This is a genomic window from Sinorhizobium meliloti (assembly GCF_017876815.1).
Lineage (GTDB): Bacteria > Pseudomonadota > Alphaproteobacteria > Rhizobiales > Rhizobiaceae > Sinorhizobium > Sinorhizobium meliloti.
In genome coordinates, this window is sequence record NZ_JAGIOS010000001.1 from 2,254,451 (window position 1) to 2,270,172 (window position 15,722).

The window sequence follows — 15,722 nt, forward strand, 5'->3', positions numbered from 1 at the left end:
CATAATGGAGGAAACGGATATGAGTGACGCTGTTCAACCCGAAAAGCCGAATACCGGTGGCTGGGCGCCGCCGAAACCCGTCGAGACGCCTCCGGTCTTCGTGTGGCCTCCCAAACCCATGGAGCTGTTCAAATGGCTGTTCGGCAAGGAGGGCTACCTGCTACCCCTCAACATTCCGATCATGCTGATCTCGACCTTCATCTGGTGGTATTTCATTCCCGACCTGGAGCGGATGAAGACATTCGAATTCGGGTGGATCGCGCAGGTTTATGCCGTCAATCTGGTGTCGCTCGTCGTCTGGACCACGATCTGGCATGCCCGTTTCTACGTGCAGCGGGCGCAGGACACCGAGTACAAGTACAACAGGCGCTGGCCGAAGGATACCGAGACGTTCATGTTCGGCAGCCAGTTGCTCGACAATATGTTCTGGACGCTGGTGAGCGGTGTCACCATCTGGACCGCCTATCTGGTGGTTACGCTGTGGGCGATGGCCAACGGCTGGCTACCCTACCTCGATATGGCGGAGCATCCCTTCTATTTCGCGCTGTTCATGTTCCTCATCGCCCTGTTCCGTGAGTTTCATTTCTACTCCGTCCACCGGCTGCTTCACTTCGGACCGCTCTACAAGTGGGTGCACTCGATCCATCACAAGAACTCGAATCCGATCCCGTGGTCGGGCATGGCGATGCATCCGGTCGAACACCTGTTCTATATGTCCGGCGTGCTCATCCACTGGATCATCCCATCCAATCCGCTCCTGGTAGTCTACCATCTGCAGCACCTGGCCTTTATGCCCGCCCCGGATCACAGCGGCTTTGCAAAGCTGGTCGTGAACGGCAAGGCGCAAATGGATGTCGCCACCTACATGCACTACCTCCACCACCGCTATTTCGAGGTGAATTACGGCGGGGATGGTTCCGTGCCGCTCGATCGCCTGTTCGGGACCTGGCACAACGGGTCGGCGGAAGCCCATGAGCGGATGAACAGGCGCTTCAAGGAAAAGAAACTCCAGCGCTGAAGTTCAAACCCACCCGTGTCCGGCCGGCCACGCCGGCCGGCGGGCTTCGGGGAGCATGGCATGAGACCTAGGAGAGGGCCGGTGCATCAGGAAAATATGGTTATCGTCGGATGCGGTCACGCTGGCGCGCGAGCGGCGCAGGCCTTGCGGACGAACGGTTGGCACGGCGGGATCACGTTGGTGGATGGCGAGGGCCGCACGCCATACGAACGCCCTCCGCTGTCGAAGGCGGTGCTGAAAGGAGAGAGCGAGGCAGAGGATGCCCCGCTCTTCCCCGCGGACTTTCTCGCGAAGAACGACATCCACGTTCTGAAGGGGGTCGCGGCCGCGGCGATCGATCGGCCGACGAGGCAACTGCGATTGTCGGATGGCGGCTCCATCGCCTATCACCGTCTCCTGCTGGCGACCGGAGCGGAGCCGCGCAACCTGATCGTGCCGGGTGCCGACCTGCCCGGTAGCCACACGCTGCGGAGCGCGGACGACGCCGCCCGGATCTTTCCTTACCTGCGGCCCGGGGCGGAGATCGTCATTGTCGGAGGCGGGCTAATCGGCCTGGAAGCGGCTGCGAGCGCCACCGTCCGAGGATGCAAGGTTACCGTGGTCGAAGCAGGGCCCAGGCCGATGATGCGGGCGGTGCCGGCAGAGCTGTCCCACGAAGTCCGCCTGTTCCATGAAAGCAAGGACGTGCGCTTCGTTCTTGGACGCCAGGTGAGCGAGTTGGAAGGCGATGGTCGCGTCCGTTGCGTTCGTCTCGACGACGGCACGGTCCTGCCATGCACAGCCGTGGTGATCTCGGTGGGCGTCTCCCCCCGGACGGCGCTTGCGGAGGCCGCGGGACTGGAAATCGACAACGGCATCGCTGTGGACCGTTTCCTGCGGACCTCTGACCCCTTCATCTATGCCGCGGGAGACGCCTGCGCCTTCGAGCAGGTCTCCGGCCCGCGCATGCGCCTGGAGTGCTGGAAGAATGCGGAGGATCAGGGAACGCTTGCCGGCCGGAACATGCTTGGCAGCGACGAAGCATACGTGCCGTTGCCATGGATGTGGTCCGATCAGTTCGACCGGACGATGCAGATTGCCGGCCAGGCCGGAGGCAGCGCGGAAGACGTGCGGCGGCGTTGCCCGGACGGTACGCTGCTGATCTATCACCTCGACAAGGACCAGATGATCCTCGGCATCAGCGGCTTCGGCTCCATTCGCGAGGTTTCGCGGGGGGTCCGGATGGGTCAACTCCTCATGGAAAGGGGAATCCGGCCTGGAAGAAAGGCGCTGGCGGATCCAGAATTCGACCTGCGGTCACTCGCCAAGGCGGCCGTGGCCTGAAGAGCGCCGCTCCGAAGGAAAGGGGCAGAACGTTGTGGACGTGCATAGTGAAAAGTGGAGTTGGGAATGTTGGACGATAGGAACTGGGTCAAGGCATGCGACGCGAAGAAGGTCGGCCGAGAGGATGTTGCACGGTGGGACCACAGCGGCCGCAGTTTTGCGATATTCCGGACCGCTGACGATCAATATTACGCAACCGATGACATCTGCACTCACGAATATGCTCATATTTCGGATGGTTTCGTAGAGGGGACGACCGTCGAATGCCCAAGGCACGCCGGCTGCTTCGATTTCCGCACCGGCGAGGCGCTTAATCCGCCGGTTTGCGTCAACCTGCGCACCTTTCCCGTGAAAGTCGTGGATGGCGCGGTATACATAGACATCGACGAGCGATGATGCTGGCAGGCTCGTTTGGCCTGCGGCGGTAACGGCGACCCACAGCACGAGGAGATCAGATAGTGGCAAAGGCGCTTGTACTTGAAAAGAAGGGGCAGTTGTCGCTGCGCGACATCCCGGTCCGGCGGGATCTGTCGCCGACCGACGTGCTGATCGGAATCCGCACCGTCGGCGTTTGCGGCTCCGATGTCCACTATTATACCCATGGAAAGATCGGGCCCTTTGTCGTCAACGAGCCGATGATATTGGGCCACGAGGCCGCGGGCGTCGTTCTGGAGGTCGGCTCGCAAGTCCGGCATCTGAAGAAGGGTGACCGTGTCTGCATGGAACCCGGCATTCCGGACCTCTCCTCCCGGTCGTCCAAGCTGGGCATCTACAATGTCGATCCGTCCGTACGGTTCTGGGCCACGCCGCCGGTCCATGGATGCCTGACGCCCGAGGTCGTTCATCCGGCGGCCTTCACCTATCGTCTGCCCGACCACGTGTCCTTCGCGGAAGGGGCGATGGTCGAGCCGTTCGCCATCGGCGTACAGGCCGCCCTTCGCGCGGGCATCAGGCCAGGCGATGTCGGCGCCGTCATGGGGGCCGGCCCGATCGGCATGATGACGGCACTGGCCGCGCTCGCGGGGGGATGCTCCAAGGTCTACGTGGCCGACCTCGCGCAGCCGAAGCTGGATGTCATCGGGGCCTATGAGGGTATCGAGACAATCAATGTCCGCCAGCAGGCGGTATCCGAGGCTCTCGCGGGGGCGACGGGCGGCTGGGGGGCGGATGTCGTCTTCGAGTGCTCCGGAGCCGCACCCGCAATCCTTGCTCTTCCGAGTCTTGCGCGCCCGGGCGGAACCGTCGTGCTCGTCGGCATGCCCGTCGAACCCGTCCCCTTCGATATCGTCGGTATGCAGGCCAAGGAACTGCGGATCGAGACCGTGTTCCGCTATGCCAATGTCTACGACCGCGCTATCGAACTGATCGCCTCCGGCAAGGTCGATTTGAAACCGCTGATCTCGGCGACCATTCCGTTCGACGAGAGTATCGCGGCCTTCGACCGCGCCGTCGAGGCGCGCCCCACGGACGTGAAGATACAGATCGAGATGCCGGCTTAAGGGCCGGCGGCTCGGCTCTCCGAACGCCTGCAACGTGCCGGCCGGTACCAATCGCAAACCGACAAGCGTCTGGATTCAACATGGAATTCTCCGGAAAATCAGTCATCGTCACCGGCGGCGGCAAGGGCATCGGACGGGCGACGGTGGCGCTTCTGGCCGCGCGCGGCGCTCAGGTCGTGGCGCTCAGCCGCACGCAGTCCGATCTGGACGAACTCTCCAGTCAGACCGGCTGCCACGGCATCGTGGCCGACCTTGCCGATGCGGCGGCGGCGCGTGCCGCCATGGTGGAAGCGGGAACCTGTGACATCCTCGTCAATTGCGCGGGGACGAACGTGCTGGAAAGCCTCATCGACATGACGGATGACGGTTACGACGTCGTCATGAACACAAACCTGCGTGCCGCACTCATCTGCGCGCAGGAATTCGCCCGAGCCCGCATGGCGGCCGGTGGCGGAGGAGCGATCGTGAACGTCACCAGCATCGCGGGCCACCGCGGGTTTCAGAACCACGTCTGCTACGCGGCGTCCAAGGCCGGTCTCGAAGGCGCGACGCGCGTGATGGCAAAGGAACTTGGCCCATACGGGATCCGCGTCGTGGCCATAGCGCCCACGATCACGATGACTGAGCTTGCGGCCGCGGCCTGGGCGGATCCGCAAAAGAGCGAGCCGATGATGGTCCGTCATCCCGCCGGGCGTTTCGCGACGGTCGACGATGTCGCAAGGAGCATCGCCATGCTCCTCTCCTCGGATGCCGAAATGGTATCGGGAGCCGTCCTGCCGGTCGACGGCGGGTTCCTTGCCGTGTGAGGGATCGAGCCGAGCGAGATTTCGCCGAGCAACTTCGACGTCTGACGCCTTTCCTCCGGGCTTTCCTGCCGGTTCCAGTTTATGCCCATACATGACATTGTGCGAATCTGGAGCAAACTCTGAAGACCGGGATGATGCCTGAAAGAATCGTGATCGTGGGGGGCGGGCAGGCCGGCGGCAGGGTCGCCCAGATACTGGCCGGTTCTCCCGCCAATCTCGATATTGCGCTGATCGGGCTTGAGCCGCATCCGCCGTACAACCGCCCCCCGCTTTCCAAGGGCGTGCTTTTGGGAAAGTCCGAACTGAAGGATTGCGTGATCTGGCCGCAGGGCGACGCGACGGCGGGCAGGGTGCGGTTCTATCCTGGTCGCAGGGCGGAATCGCTCGATATTCATGCGAGACATGTGATCACGGATGATGGGGCGAGGCTCGATTACGACAAGCTCGTCCTAGCAACCGGATCACGCGTGCGCCGCCTATCGGTTCCAGGTGCGGAATGCGACGGCGTCTTCACCTTGCGCACCTTCGATGATGCCGTCGCGATCGCACGGCGATTTCACAGGAGCAAGCGTCTTCTCGTCGTAGGCGGCGGCTTCGTCGGGCTCGAGATCGCCGCGGCAGCCCGTTCGCGCGGGCTCGAAACGGTCGTCGTCGAAGCGACCAACAGGTTGCTTTCGCGAATAGTCCCTCAGGAGATCGGCGCGGCCCTGGCGCGCTACCACGAGGCTGCCGGCGTCTCGTTCCGCGTGGGCTCGATGGTCGAGAAGCTTGTGGCCAACCGCTCCGGAAAACTGAAATCGGCAGTTTTGTCCAACGGCGAAACAGTTCCATGCGACCTGGCGGTGATCGGTGTCGGCGTCACGGCGAATACCGAGCTTGCCAAGGAGGCGGGATTGGAAGTCCAAGTCGGCATCCGCACCGATTCGGCGCTGCGTGCCTCTGCCGACGGTGTCTACGCATGCGGAGATGCGGTCTCTTTCTGGCATCCGTTGTTCGAGCGCTATGTACGCGTCGAGGCCTGGCAGAATGCGGAGGACCACGCACGGGTCGTGGCGTCTCAGCTTCTCGGGCAGGACATGGTCTGCGACACCGTGCCCTTCTTCTGGTCGGACCAGTATGAGTGGTCGATGCAGATTGCCGGCATTCCCTATTTCGGCAGTCAACTCGTCACGAATACCGTGGAAGAGGCCAAGATCCTTTACCACCTCGATGCCCGCGGCCGCCTCGTCGCCGCGACCGGCCTGGGCCATGACAGGCTCATCGGCAGGAAGATCGCCGAGGCGCGCCGGCTGATCAAGCGGCGCGCCCGGCCGAACCCGCAGATGCTGAAGACAGGGCAGATTCAGTTGGAGGATGGCTAGGCGGCCGTTGCCGCGGAACCGCGCCCGCAACGATCTCTAGCCCGGGTCGAAATTCGCGAACCAGGAGGCGCTTCGGAGCCAGTCTCGTTGCGACGTCAGGATTTCTGCGCGTTGCCCGGAAGTAGACTTTGCGGCTCTCCGATTTCTACCGCATGCCTGTCTGGATCAAAGAAGCGGAACACTCGCTGCCCCCATGCTTGACGCTCTATGGGATGTATCATTTCCACGTGCGGTGCGATGTTTTCGAAGGCCGCCTCGATGTCCTCATGTTCGAAATACAACAGGAGATTTCGTCGCCCATAGGGTTCTTCCGCAACAATCGCCTTTCCCCAAATGGTTTCTTCAAGTGAACTACCCTCGTGGATCGCAAAGCCGGTCTCAAAAAGGACGAAGTTTCCGAAGTCCTCCAATACCTTCAGACCCAGTCTCTTCTGGTAAAAGTCCTTGGAGCGATCGATGTCTCGGACGAACGGGATCGGGTTGATAAAGCGCATTGGACTCCCCGTGTAAGTGCAAAGTCGCCCGGATCGGCTTCGCGCCGTAACAGCGCGCAACGGATGGTGCTTCCGCACATCTTACTGGCTGTGTCCTACACGACAACTGAACCGCAGCCTTGGACGCGACGAGGGGCCGAAACTGTGAACTGTTGCACCTTTTCCAGTCTTGCGAATGACAATTCGAGTGCGGAGCGTTTAGCTCCGGAGGGAGAAAGTGAATGGGATTTCCCCTTTTCAGAACGGAAGGAAGCAGCGATGGCGACCGCACACAAACTCGAGCGGCTGACGAAATGGGCATCACGTCCGGAATGGCACGAGGCGATGGAGAACTTGCTCGACAGCCATGTCTTCCTGGTCACCGGACGTTACGACCTCGACCTCGATGAGCTTGCGGATATTATCGGAGAGACTGCTGTCATGAACCTTTGGGCGTGCACGTTCGAAGACATGCTCTCGCGCGATTTCGACGGGCGCAATCTTGCCGAAGACTATCTCAAGCGCCGGGGCTGGAAGGAGAGTGCCAGCAACCGCGCCTATATCAAGGCATTGAGCGATGCGCGCATGAGCCTCTACGAAGTCAGCGGTATCAAGCGGGGTCAAGGCTTTTTCGCGCGCGATCTTATGCGCGGCGGCGAGCCGGTCTGGGTCAATGAGGGGTTGAGGACCCATGACCTCGCCGAGGGGGATCGGCTGGCTGCGCGCATCGTCGAGGTCAACGGACGCGCGGAGCTCGGCTTGGCTACCTTGTGGTTTTCGCTGGTGGCGAGCGAAGAGGTCATCGAGACTTTCGAGGAACTGAAGAACCTGAGCCGGAAGGAAATGGCCGGCATGATGACCGGCCTGGTCGAAGCCCTGGAGGCCGAGGGCGGTATGGCCGATGCGGTGGACGGGATCAGCCTCGAAGAGTTCAAACAGGCAATCGCTGGGGATGCCGGGGACGCGTCGGACGAGCCGATGGGAATCGAAGCCATTCTCGCATCCAGTCCCGAACAGTTCACCAATATCTGGCTGGAGCATATGCTGGACAGGCTCCTCGGCCCGCCGTCGGGTCTGGAGGACGATGCCGACGAGCCTGAAGAGATCGACGACCGAAAATAGGAAGGTGCGCGCGGCAGGCGCATGCGATCACGTCCGTGGTTTCACGCCGGATCGGCCTGAAACCACGGATACGTTATCCGGCCCCGGTTACGTCCGCGGCTTCAGGTTTTCCGGGTCGTAGAGCGGCTTGTAGCCGACGCCGGCGACCTCGACCGGGTAGGTCTCGGCGAAATACTCGACATTGAGCTTGCGTCCGACCTGGCAATGGGACCAGGGCAGATAGGCGAGCGCTATGTTCTTCCCGATCGTCGGACCGTAGGCGATGGAAGTGGTGTAGGAGCGGCGGCCGAGTTCGTCCACCAGCACCTCGCCGGTCTCCGGGTCCATGACCGGCAGGTTGCCGACCGGGTAGCGCTTCACGCCGTTCCTGTCGGTGTTCTCCGTCATGACGAGCGTGCAGAGCATGGCGGGCTGGTGCTCGCGCGCCTTGTACTCCAGATGCTTCGCCTTGCCGCGGAAGTCCGCTTCCTTGACCTTCGGACGGGCAAGGTCGGCCTCGATAAGGTTGTAGTGGGTGAGAAGATCCGCGTTCTGCAGGCGGAGGCTCTTTTCCATGCGGCGCGAGTTCGCATAGGTCTCGACGCCGAAGGCCATGACGCCGGTGGCGCGCAGCGCATCCCAGACGGCCAGGCCGTCCTCGTATTTCATGTGCAGTTCCCAGCCCTGCTCGCCGACATAGGAGATGCGGAAGGCGGAGACCGGCCTGCCGGCGATCTCGATCTGCTTGATCGAGGCGAAGGGGAAGTTCTCAGGATCGAGGCCCGCCGGTTCCGCCACCACCTTCTTCAGCGTCTCGCGGGCATTCGGGCCCCAGATGCCGATGGTGACGAACTTCTCCGAAACGTCCGTGATGGTGACGTCTAGGCCCCGGTCTTCCGCGACACGGCGCATATAGTGGAAGTCGCGCGGGCCGGCATCGGCGCCGTTCACGAGGCGGCAGCGGTCGGCCATGCGGAAGACGGTGAAGTCGGCCCGCACCATGCCCTCGTCATCGAGGAAGTGGGTGTAGATGCCCTTGCCGATATTGCCGTCTCCACCGATCTTTGCGGCGCAAAGCCATTCGAGAAGCTCGACGTGGTCCGGGCCCTCAATGTCGACCATGTGGAAGTGCGAGAGGTTGACGATGCCGCAATCCTCGCTCATCGCCAGATGTTCGGCGTTGGAAACGCGCCAGAAGTGGCGGTTGTCCCACTCGTTCTCGCGTACCGGAATGCGGTTGCCGTATTTTTCGAGCAGGTGCTCGTTGGCGGCATAGCCGTGCGCACGCTCCCAGCCGCCGAGTTCCATGAAGTAGCCGCCGAGCTCCTTCTCGCGCTCGTAGAAGGGTGAGTGCTTGACGTTGCGGCCGCTGGCATAGGGCTCGCGCGGATGCACGGCCGGGAAATAGATCTTCTGCGCCGCCTCGAAGCAGCGGCCTTCGATGAACTTCTCTTCGAGCTGGTGCGGATAGAAGCGGGCGTAGTCGATCGAGGCGTGGTCGGTATGGGTGCGCCCGTCCGTCATCCAGTCGGCGATCAGCTTGCCGTAGGCCGGGCCGTCCTTCACCCAGATGGCGACGCAGTACCAGAGGCCGCGCACCTTCTGGCTCTCGCCGCAGGAGGGGCCGCCGGCAGCCGATACCTGCAGCAGGCCATTGAAGGAGTGGCCCTCGTTATAGCCGAGCTCGCCGAGGATCGGCGTCAGTTCCATGGCGCGCTCGAGCGGCTCGATGATCTGCTCCATATCGAGGTCGCGCTGCGAGGGCGACAGGCGTGCCTCGTGCTTTTCGAGAATGTCGCGCGGATGGCAGAGGCGCGGATTGTCGGTCTCGTAATAGCCCCATTCGATCTGGCCGCCCTCGGTTGTCTTCGGGTCGCCGGTGTCGCGCATATAGGCCGAGTTGCCCTGATCGCGCAGCAATGGGAAGCCGATTTCCTTGCCGGTACCTTCGAATTCGTTGTACGGGCCGAAGAAGGTGAGCGGATGATCGACCGGCATGACGGGCAGGTCCTCGCCGACCATTTCAGCGATCAGGCGACCCCAGATGCCGGCGCAGACGACGACATGGTCGGCCATGATCGTGCCGCGATGCGTGACGACGCCCTTGATGCGGCCGTTCTCGACAAGCAGCGCAGTTGCCGGAGTATTGCCGAAGATCTGCAGCTTGCCGGACTTTTCCGCCGCATCGACCAGCTTGCCGGCAACCGTCTGCGAGCGCGGGACGACGAGGCCGGCATCCGGATCGAACATGCCGCCCATCACCTGATCTTCCTCGATCAGCGGGAACAGCTTCTTGATTTCGGCCGGCGAGACATAGTGTGCGCGGGTGCCGAAGGCCTTGGCGGAGGAAAGCTTGCGCTTGATTTCCTCCATCCAGACGTGGTCGCCGGTGCGTGCGACTTCCAGGCCGCCGATGCGGGCGTAGTGACCCATCTTCTCGAAGAAGTCGATCGAATATTGCGTCGTCCAGACCGAGAGATAGTCGTGGCTGGTGGTGTAGCAGAAGTCGGAGGCATGTGCCGTAGAGCCGATATCCGTCGGAATGCCCGACTTGTCGATGCCGACGATATCGTCCCAGCCACGCTCGATGAGGTGGTGGGCGATCGATGCGCCGACGATGCCACCCAGTCCTACGATTACGACCTTCGCCTTTTCCGGAAACTCTGCCATTGATGCGACCCTGGTTAATTTTGAAGCCGGATATTAGAGCCTGCCGCGCCGCGAGTTGAGCCTGTCTACGACATAATCATCGTGCTGCACGACCAGAATGTTGCCGGTGGCGGGCGGGGAAGGCCGCGGCCGCTGGTATGCTCATCTAGCTGATATCGCGAGAAAATACACCCGGCGGGGCGGCGAGGTACAAGCTTTTCCTCGAACAGGGAGTCAGCAGGCTGATGCGTCGCCGAAACGCGACCTTTCGGCAGTCGCTTTTACTCGCCGCCACCGAAGAAGGTGAGGCGCGTGAAGAGGACATAGTTCGATTCCGACACCATCAGCGCCACGAAGACGAGCACCAGCAGCGGGGGCAGAATGATCGCGTAGATCAGCGCCAGGCGCTCCCACGCCATATGCATGAACACGGCTACGATGAGGCCCGCCTTCAGCATCATGAAGATGAGGATCAGCGACCAGCGGAGATAGCCCTGCAGACCGAAGTAATCGACGAGGTATGAAAGAGCGCTGAGGACGAACAGCAGCCCCCAGACCAGGAGGTAGAGCTTGATCGGGTGCTGCTGGTGCTCCGTGTGGGCCGCCGCATGTTGTGCCGGATGTGTTTCCGCGTGAGCCATGATGCCCTCCCTCACCACAGATAGAAGAATGCGAAGATAAAGACCCAGACCAGATCGACGAAGTGCCAGTAGAGGCCGGTTATCTCGACGATCTCGTAGCGCCCCTTGCGGCTGGTGAAGAAGCCGCGCCGCTCCGTTTCGAAATCGCCGCGCCAGACCTTGCGGGCGACGATCAGCAGGAAGATCACGCCGAAGGTGACGTGGGTCCCGTGAAAGCCGGTGATCATGAAGAAGGTAGAGCCGAATTGGGCGGCGCCCCAGGGGTTGCCCCAGGGCCGCACGCCCTCGGCGATCAGCTTCGACCATTCGAACGCCTGCATGCCGACGAAGGCGGCGCCGAAAAGCGCCGTCAGAAGCATGAGCGCCGCGGTCTTGCGCCGGTCGCGGCGGTAACCGTAGTTGACGGCCATGGCCATGGTGCCGCTGCTCGAAATGAGAACGAATGTCATGATGGCGATGAGGATCAGCGGCATGTGCGTTCCGCCGATTTCGAGTGCGAAGACCTCGCTCGGATTGGGCCATGGAACGGAGGTGGACATCCGCGCCGACATGTAGGCAAGCAGGAAGCAGCCGAAGACGAAGGTGTCGCTGAGGAGAAAGATCCACATCATGGCCTTTCCCCAGGAGACATCCTTGAAGGTGCGCTGGTCGGAGGCCCAGTCCGACGCGAGCCCCGCCAGACCGGCGGGGCGCGGGAGCGTTTCTGCGGCGGGCTTCTTCATCGGTGCAGACATGTTCAGCGGTTCCTATGTCAGCAGTTGGCGGCAGAACTCGATCACGCCGCTGGCCCAGCCGGCAAAGAGAGCGAAGAGAACCAGCCAGACAATCAGCATGAAATGCCAGTAGATGGCGCAAAGCTCGATCGACAGGCGCGTTCTGTTGCCGAGCGGTGTTTGCGAGGCATGTGCGGTTACCCGGCCGAGAGCGAAAAGCCCCCCGATGATGTGCAGGCCGTGCATGCCCGTAAGCAGATAGAAGAAGCTGTTGGCCGGATTTCCGGCGAGGAAATATCCGGCGTCCGACAGCGCACGCCAGGCGAAGAGCTGACCCGCCAGGAAAGCGAGGCCAAGGGCGAGCCCGGCCAGGAGACCGATCCGGGCAGCCTCGTCGTTCCGCCGCTCTGCCTCAACCTTTGTCCAGTGCAGGGTGATGCTGCCGGCGGCGAGGATGCCCGTATTGAGCCAGAGAAGGCCGGGCAAAGGCAGCGCGCCCCAGTCGGATGACGCCATCCGCATGAAATAGGCGCTGATCGCAAGTGAAAACAGCGCGCCGACGACGGCGAGAAATACGCCGAGGCCGATTTTTGCCGGCGGCAAACGTGTTGCGCCCCGGCGGTCGTGGAAGTGACCGACCTCGAGCCAAGGGCGCGATGTCAGGCGCTGCCCTGCGAGCCACCAGGCGATGATGGCGGCGATAGCCGCCAGAAAGAAGGCGACGATGCTCATGAGACGGTCTCGTGACTGAGGCGGCCGGGCGTCGGCTGGTTCTGCGGGATGAAATCTTCCGGCGCGCCGGGGACGCTGTAGTCATAGGCCCAGCGATAGACGACGGGCAGTTCATTGCCCCAGTTGCCGTGAGGCGGCGGCGTCTCGGGCGTCTGCCATTCGAGCGTCGTCGCTCGCCACGGATTGCCCCCGGCCTCCCGGCCATGGCGCAGGCTCCAGGCGAGATTGAAGAGGAACACGATCTGCGCAGCGCCGACGAGAAGCGCCATGACGCTGATGAAGGCGTTGAGCTCCGCGATCGAGGTCGTCACGAAAGACGCTTCGCCGAGCTCGTGATAGCGGCGCGGGACGCCGATGAGGCCGAGATAATGCATCGGAAAGAAGATGGCGTAGGCGCCGATGAAGGTGACCCAGAAATGGATCTGGCCCATCGCCTCGTTGAGCATGCGCCCGGTGATCTTCGGATACCAGTGATAGATGGCGCCGAAGATCACCATGATCGGCGCCACGCCCATGACCATGTGGAAATGCGCGACGACGAACATCGTGTCGGAGAGCGGCACGTCGACGACGACATTGCCGAGAAAGAGGCCCGTCAGTCCGCCATTGACGAAGGTGACGATGAAGGCGAGGGCGAAGAGCATCGGCAGGGTCAGATGGATGTTGCCGCGCCAGAGGGTGAGGACCCAGTTATAGACCTTGATCGCCGTCGGCACCGCAATGATCAGCGTGGTCGTGGCGAAGAAGAAGCCGAAATACGGGTTCATGCCGCTCACATACATGTGGTGCGCCCAGACGATGAAGGAGAGGCCGCCGATGATGACGATCGCCCAGACCATCATGCGGTAGCCGAAGATGTTCTTGCGGGCATGGGTGCTGATGAGATCGGAGACGATGCCGAAGGCGGGCAGCGCGACGATGTAGACTTCGGGGTGGCCGAAGAACCAGAACAGGTGCTGGAAGAGGATCGGGCTGCCGCCGCCATATTGCAGCTGCTCGCCCATTTCGACGATGGCCGGCATGAAGAAGCTCGTGCCGAGCAGCCGGTCGAAGAGCATCATGACGCAGGCGACGAAAAGGGCAGGGAAGGCAAGCAGCGCCATCACCGTCGCGGTGAAGATGCCCCAGACGGTCAGCGGCAGCCGCATCAGCGTCATGCCGCGCGCGCGGCCCTGCAGCACGGTCACGACATAGTTGAGGCCACCCATGGTGAAGCCGATGACGAAGATGATCAGCGAGGAGAGCATCATGATGATGCCCCAGTCCCGGCCTCCGGGCGTGCCGGAAAGTACCGCCTGCGGCGGATAGAGCGTCCAGCCGGCACCGGTCGGTCCTCCGGGCGTGAAGAAGCTTGCGGCCAGGACGATCACGGCGAGCAGATAGATCCAGTAGCTCAGCATGTTGGCGTAGGGAAACACCATGTCGCGCGCGCCGACCATCAGCGGGATCAGATAGTTGCCGAAGCCGCCGAGGAAGAGGGCAGTGAGCAGATAGATCACCATGATCATGCCGTGCATGGTGATGAACTGGTAGTAACGCTCGGCATCGATCAGCTCGAATGTGCCGGGAAAACCGAGTTGCAGCCGGATCAGCCAGGACAGCACCAGCGCCACCATGCCGATGGCGATCGCGGTCATGCTGTATTGAATGGCGATGATTTTGGCATCCTGGCTGAAGACATAGCGCGTCCACCAGCTATGCGGATGATAAAGCTCAACATCCTCGACTTCGGGAGGCGGAAGTGCCTCGCCAATACCGGACCGGACGTCGACCATCATATCTCCTCCCCAGGGGCTACTTCACGGCGCCTCCTACTGCGCCGCTGAGGCGGCGACCGTGGTCGCCGCCGGGCCGAAGCATTCTCGCTCTTCTTTGAAAAGCGCGGATGCTCCAGTTCCTTGTTCGGTCGCAATTCCGGACGGAAAACCGCTACACACTTTTTCTGGAACTGCTCTTGTTTCCGATGATGCGGACAGTTGCGAAAAGGTCTGCTGCTCGGCGAGCCAGGCCTGGTAGTCTTCCTCGGTGTCGACCACGACGGTACCGCGCATCTGCGGGTGACCGACGCCGCAGAGCTCGGCGCAGAGTATCTCGAAGGTTCCGGTCCGCGTCGGCGTCAACCAGAAATAGGTGATCATGCCGGGCACCATATCCATCTTGGCGCGGAATTCGGGGACGTAGAAATCGTGCAGGACGTCGACCGACCGGAGCAGCATCTTGACCGGCTTGCCGACCGGCAGATGAAGCTCCCCGCCTTCGATGATGATGTCGTCCTGCCCGGCGGCGTCGTCCCGATTGACCCCGAGGGTGTTTTCGGGGGCGATATCGCGCGTTTCCGTCGTGCCCAGCTTACCGTCCGCGCCGGGCAGCCGGAAGCTCCACAGCCATTGCTGGCCGATCACCTCCACTTCGGACGCATCCTGCGGGACGGTGACGAACTGGTTCCAGACGAAGAGGCCCGGCGCCAGCATCGCCGCGACACCGAAGGTCGTGCCGGTCGCGAGCCAGCCTTCGAGCCGCCTGTTCTCCGGCTCGTAGGCGGCGGTATTGCCCGGGCGGTGGCGGAAGCGCAGGACGCAATAGGCCATGAACAGGACCACGGCGGTGAAGGCGATGCCGGTGATCCAGAAGGTTATGGTGATGGTATTGTCGATGTAATTCCAATTGGAGGCGATCGGGGTCCACCACCAAGGACTAAGCAAATGGAACAACACTGAGCCGACGGCCAGCAGAACCAGAATCACTACCACGGCCATTCCCTGTCCCTCCCCGCCGTGATCGGCCGTGAGACGAATACTTAAATCCGCAGAGTTCCAATCACAATTATTGCACGAACGGAAAATACTGGCAAATCATCGGGAAGAGATCGAATTCTCACTTCCCGCAAGTATTCCTATTTGGGATGCTGCTTCAGGTAGGCGATCACATTGGCAATCTCCTCGTCCTTCTTGAGGCCGGGGAATACCATCTTGGTGCCTTTGACCTTGGCCCTGGGATTACGGAGATATTCGGCCAGCGTCGCGTCGTCCCAGACGAGGCCACCCTTGCCCGCATCAATCATGGCTTGCGAATATTTGAAGTCAGCATGGGTGCCGGCCGTCCGGCCGATGACGCCTTGCAGCGAAGGGCCGACCTTGTTCTGGTCCTTGTCGATCACGTGACAGGTGGCGCATTTCTTGAAGACGGTGGCGCCGGCCTCGGCATCGCCCTCCTGGGCGAGCCCGGCGACCGGACAGAGCGAGAGTGCCGAAAAAGACAGGGCAGCAAGTGCAATTCGCATGATACTTCCTCAATTTCGCCCGGCGCGGGGCAAGGAAGGCTATCGTCAAATCTGCTTTGGCGGTGCTTGCTTCTCTTAAGGAATGGTGCGCCGGGGCGGTTGATACGTGCGACAGGAAAGAAGCTA

The 15,722-nt window shown here is 62.0% G+C and carries 15 protein-coding genes; 7 read left to right on the forward strand and 8 right to left on the reverse strand.

Annotated elements, in window-relative coordinates:
- The first annotated feature begins 4 nt into the window (after positions 1-4).
- The 6 genes from JOH52_RS10605 to JOH52_RS10630 all read left to right on the forward strand — a co-directional run bounded on the left by JOH52_RS10605 (position 5) and on the right by JOH52_RS10630 (position 6,007).
- Positions 5-1,018, forward strand: coding sequence for a sterol desaturase family protein (locus JOH52_RS10605; protein ID WP_017267261.1), 1,014 nt, complete (start codon positions 5-7; stop codon positions 1,016-1,018).
- A gap of 81 nt (positions 1,019-1,099) precedes the next feature.
- Positions 1,100-2,341 carry an NAD(P)/FAD-dependent oxidoreductase gene (locus tag JOH52_RS10610; protein WP_013844786.1) on the forward strand — a complete coding sequence of 414 codons (1,242 nt, stop codon included), beginning with the start codon at positions 1,100-1,102 and terminating at the stop codon, positions 2,339-2,341.
- A gap of 66 nt (positions 2,342-2,407) precedes the next feature.
- Positions 2,408-2,737 (forward strand): MocE family 2Fe-2S type ferredoxin, encoded by a 330-nt coding sequence (locus tag JOH52_RS10615; protein WP_004434108.1) that lies wholly within the window; start codon positions 2,408-2,410, stop codon positions 2,735-2,737.
- 62 nt (positions 2,738-2,799) lie between these two features.
- Entirely contained in the window at positions 2,800-3,840 is a 1,041-nt protein-coding gene (locus JOH52_RS10620; RefSeq protein ID WP_010969998.1) for an NAD(P)-dependent alcohol dehydrogenase, read from the forward strand.
- Between the two features lie 80 nt (positions 3,841-3,920).
- A complete protein-coding gene (locus JOH52_RS10625) occupies positions 3,921-4,646 on the forward strand; it encodes an SDR family oxidoreductase (RefSeq protein ID WP_004434102.1) in 726 nt (241 codons plus the stop codon).
- Positions 4,647-4,777: 131 nt separating this feature from the next.
- Positions 4,778-6,007: an NAD(P)/FAD-dependent oxidoreductase gene (locus tag JOH52_RS10630; protein ID WP_010969997.1), complete on the forward strand. Its 1,230-nt coding sequence runs from the start codon at positions 4,778-4,780 to the stop codon at positions 6,005-6,007.
- A gap of 95 nt (positions 6,008-6,102) precedes the next feature.
- Here JOH52_RS10630 and JOH52_RS10635 read toward each other — a convergent pair whose 3' ends face one another.
- Positions 6,103-6,501 (reverse strand): VOC family protein, encoded by a 399-nt coding sequence (locus tag JOH52_RS10635; RefSeq protein WP_010969996.1) that lies wholly within the window; start codon positions 6,499-6,501, stop codon positions 6,103-6,105.
- Between the two features lie 258 nt (positions 6,502-6,759).
- Between JOH52_RS10635 and JOH52_RS10640 the strand changes: the two genes are divergently transcribed.
- The gene (locus tag JOH52_RS10640; protein ID WP_010969995.1) at positions 6,760-7,602 is read left to right on the forward strand and encodes a DUF7986 domain-containing protein; all 843 of its coding nucleotides are present in this window, start codon (positions 6,760-6,762) and stop codon (positions 7,600-7,602) included.
- An 87-nt stretch (positions 7,603-7,689) separates the two neighbouring features.
- Here JOH52_RS10640 and JOH52_RS10645 read toward each other — a convergent pair whose 3' ends face one another.
- The 7 genes from JOH52_RS10645 to JOH52_RS10675 form a co-directional block, all read right to left on the reverse strand.
- The gene (locus JOH52_RS10645) at positions 7,690-10,251 is read right to left on the reverse strand and encodes a GcvT family protein (RefSeq protein WP_010969994.1); all 2,562 of its coding nucleotides are present in this window, start codon (positions 10,249-10,251) and stop codon (positions 7,690-7,692) included.
- Between the two features lie 260 nt (positions 10,252-10,511).
- On the reverse strand, positions 10,512-10,871 hold the full coding sequence (locus tag JOH52_RS10650; RefSeq protein WP_004434089.1) for a cytochrome C oxidase subunit IV family protein: 360 nt from the start codon (positions 10,869-10,871) through the stop codon (positions 10,512-10,514).
- Between the two features lie 11 nt (positions 10,872-10,882).
- A complete protein-coding gene (locus JOH52_RS10655) occupies positions 10,883-11,605 on the reverse strand; it encodes a heme-copper oxidase subunit III family protein (RefSeq protein WP_004434085.1) in 723 nt (240 codons plus the stop codon).
- A gap of 12 nt (positions 11,606-11,617) precedes the next feature.
- Positions 11,618-12,316, reverse strand: coding sequence for a cytochrome c oxidase subunit 3 (locus JOH52_RS10660; RefSeq protein ID WP_010969992.1), 699 nt, complete (start codon positions 12,314-12,316; stop codon positions 11,618-11,620).
- Positions 12,313-14,094 (reverse strand): cytochrome c oxidase subunit I, encoded by a 1,782-nt coding sequence (ctaD, locus tag JOH52_RS10665; protein ID WP_010969991.1) that lies wholly within the window; start codon positions 14,092-14,094, stop codon positions 12,313-12,315. Before ctaD ends, JOH52_RS10660 begins: the two co-directional genes overlap by 4 nt.
- A gap of 33 nt (positions 14,095-14,127) precedes the next feature.
- Positions 14,128-15,072 (reverse strand): cytochrome c oxidase subunit II, encoded by a 945-nt coding sequence (locus JOH52_RS10670; RefSeq protein ID WP_010969990.1) that lies wholly within the window; start codon positions 15,070-15,072, stop codon positions 14,128-14,130.
- A 137-nt stretch (positions 15,073-15,209) separates the two neighbouring features.
- Positions 15,210-15,596, reverse strand: a complete 387-nt coding sequence (locus tag JOH52_RS10675) for a c-type cytochrome (RefSeq protein ID WP_004434074.1) — start codon at positions 15,594-15,596, stop codon at positions 15,210-15,212.
- Positions 15,597-15,722 lie beyond the last annotated feature (126 nt).

Bases quoted from the DNA above. Each gene is read 5' to 3' on its own strand.
- JOH52_RS10605 (WP_017267261.1), top strand. From the start codon at position 5: ATGGAGGAAACGGATATGAGTGACGCTGTTCAACCCGAAAAGCCGAAT.
- JOH52_RS10615 (WP_004434108.1), top strand. From the start codon at position 2,408: ATGTTGGACGATAGGAACTGGGTCAAGGCATGCGACGCGAAGAAGGTC.
- JOH52_RS10625 (WP_004434102.1), top strand. From the start codon at position 3,921: ATGGAATTCTCCGGAAAATCAGTCATCGTCACCGGCGGCGGCAAGGGC.
- JOH52_RS10630 (WP_010969997.1), top strand. From the start codon at position 4,778: ATGATGCCTGAAAGAATCGTGATCGTGGGGGGCGGGCAGGCCGGCGGC.
- JOH52_RS10635 (WP_010969996.1), bottom strand. From the start codon at position 6,501: ATGCGCTTTATCAACCCGATCCCGTTCGTCCGAGACATCGATCGCTCC.
- JOH52_RS10640 (WP_010969995.1), top strand. From the start codon at position 6,760: ATGGCGACCGCACACAAACTCGAGCGGCTGACGAAATGGGCATCACGT.
- JOH52_RS10645 (WP_010969994.1), bottom strand. From the start codon at position 10,251: ATGGCAGAGTTTCCGGAAAAGGCGAAGGTCGTAATCGTAGGACTGGGT.
- JOH52_RS10650 (WP_004434089.1), bottom strand. From the start codon at position 10,871: ATGGCTCACGCGGAAACACATCCGGCACAACATGCGGCGGCCCACACG.
- JOH52_RS10655 (WP_004434085.1), bottom strand. From the start codon at position 11,605: ATGTCTGCACCGATGAAGAAGCCCGCCGCAGAAACGCTCCCGCGCCCC.
- JOH52_RS10660 (WP_010969992.1), bottom strand. From the start codon at position 12,316: ATGAGCATCGTCGCCTTCTTTCTGGCGGCTATCGCCGCCATCATCGCC.
- ctaD (WP_010969991.1), bottom strand. From the start codon at position 14,094: ATGATGGTCGACGTCCGGTCCGGTATTGGCGAGGCACTTCCGCCTCCC.
- JOH52_RS10670 (WP_010969990.1), bottom strand. From the start codon at position 15,072: ATGGCCGTGGTAGTGATTCTGGTTCTGCTGGCCGTCGGCTCAGTGTTG.
- JOH52_RS10675 (WP_004434074.1), bottom strand. From the start codon at position 15,596: ATGCGAATTGCACTTGCTGCCCTGTCTTTTTCGGCACTCTCGCTCTGT.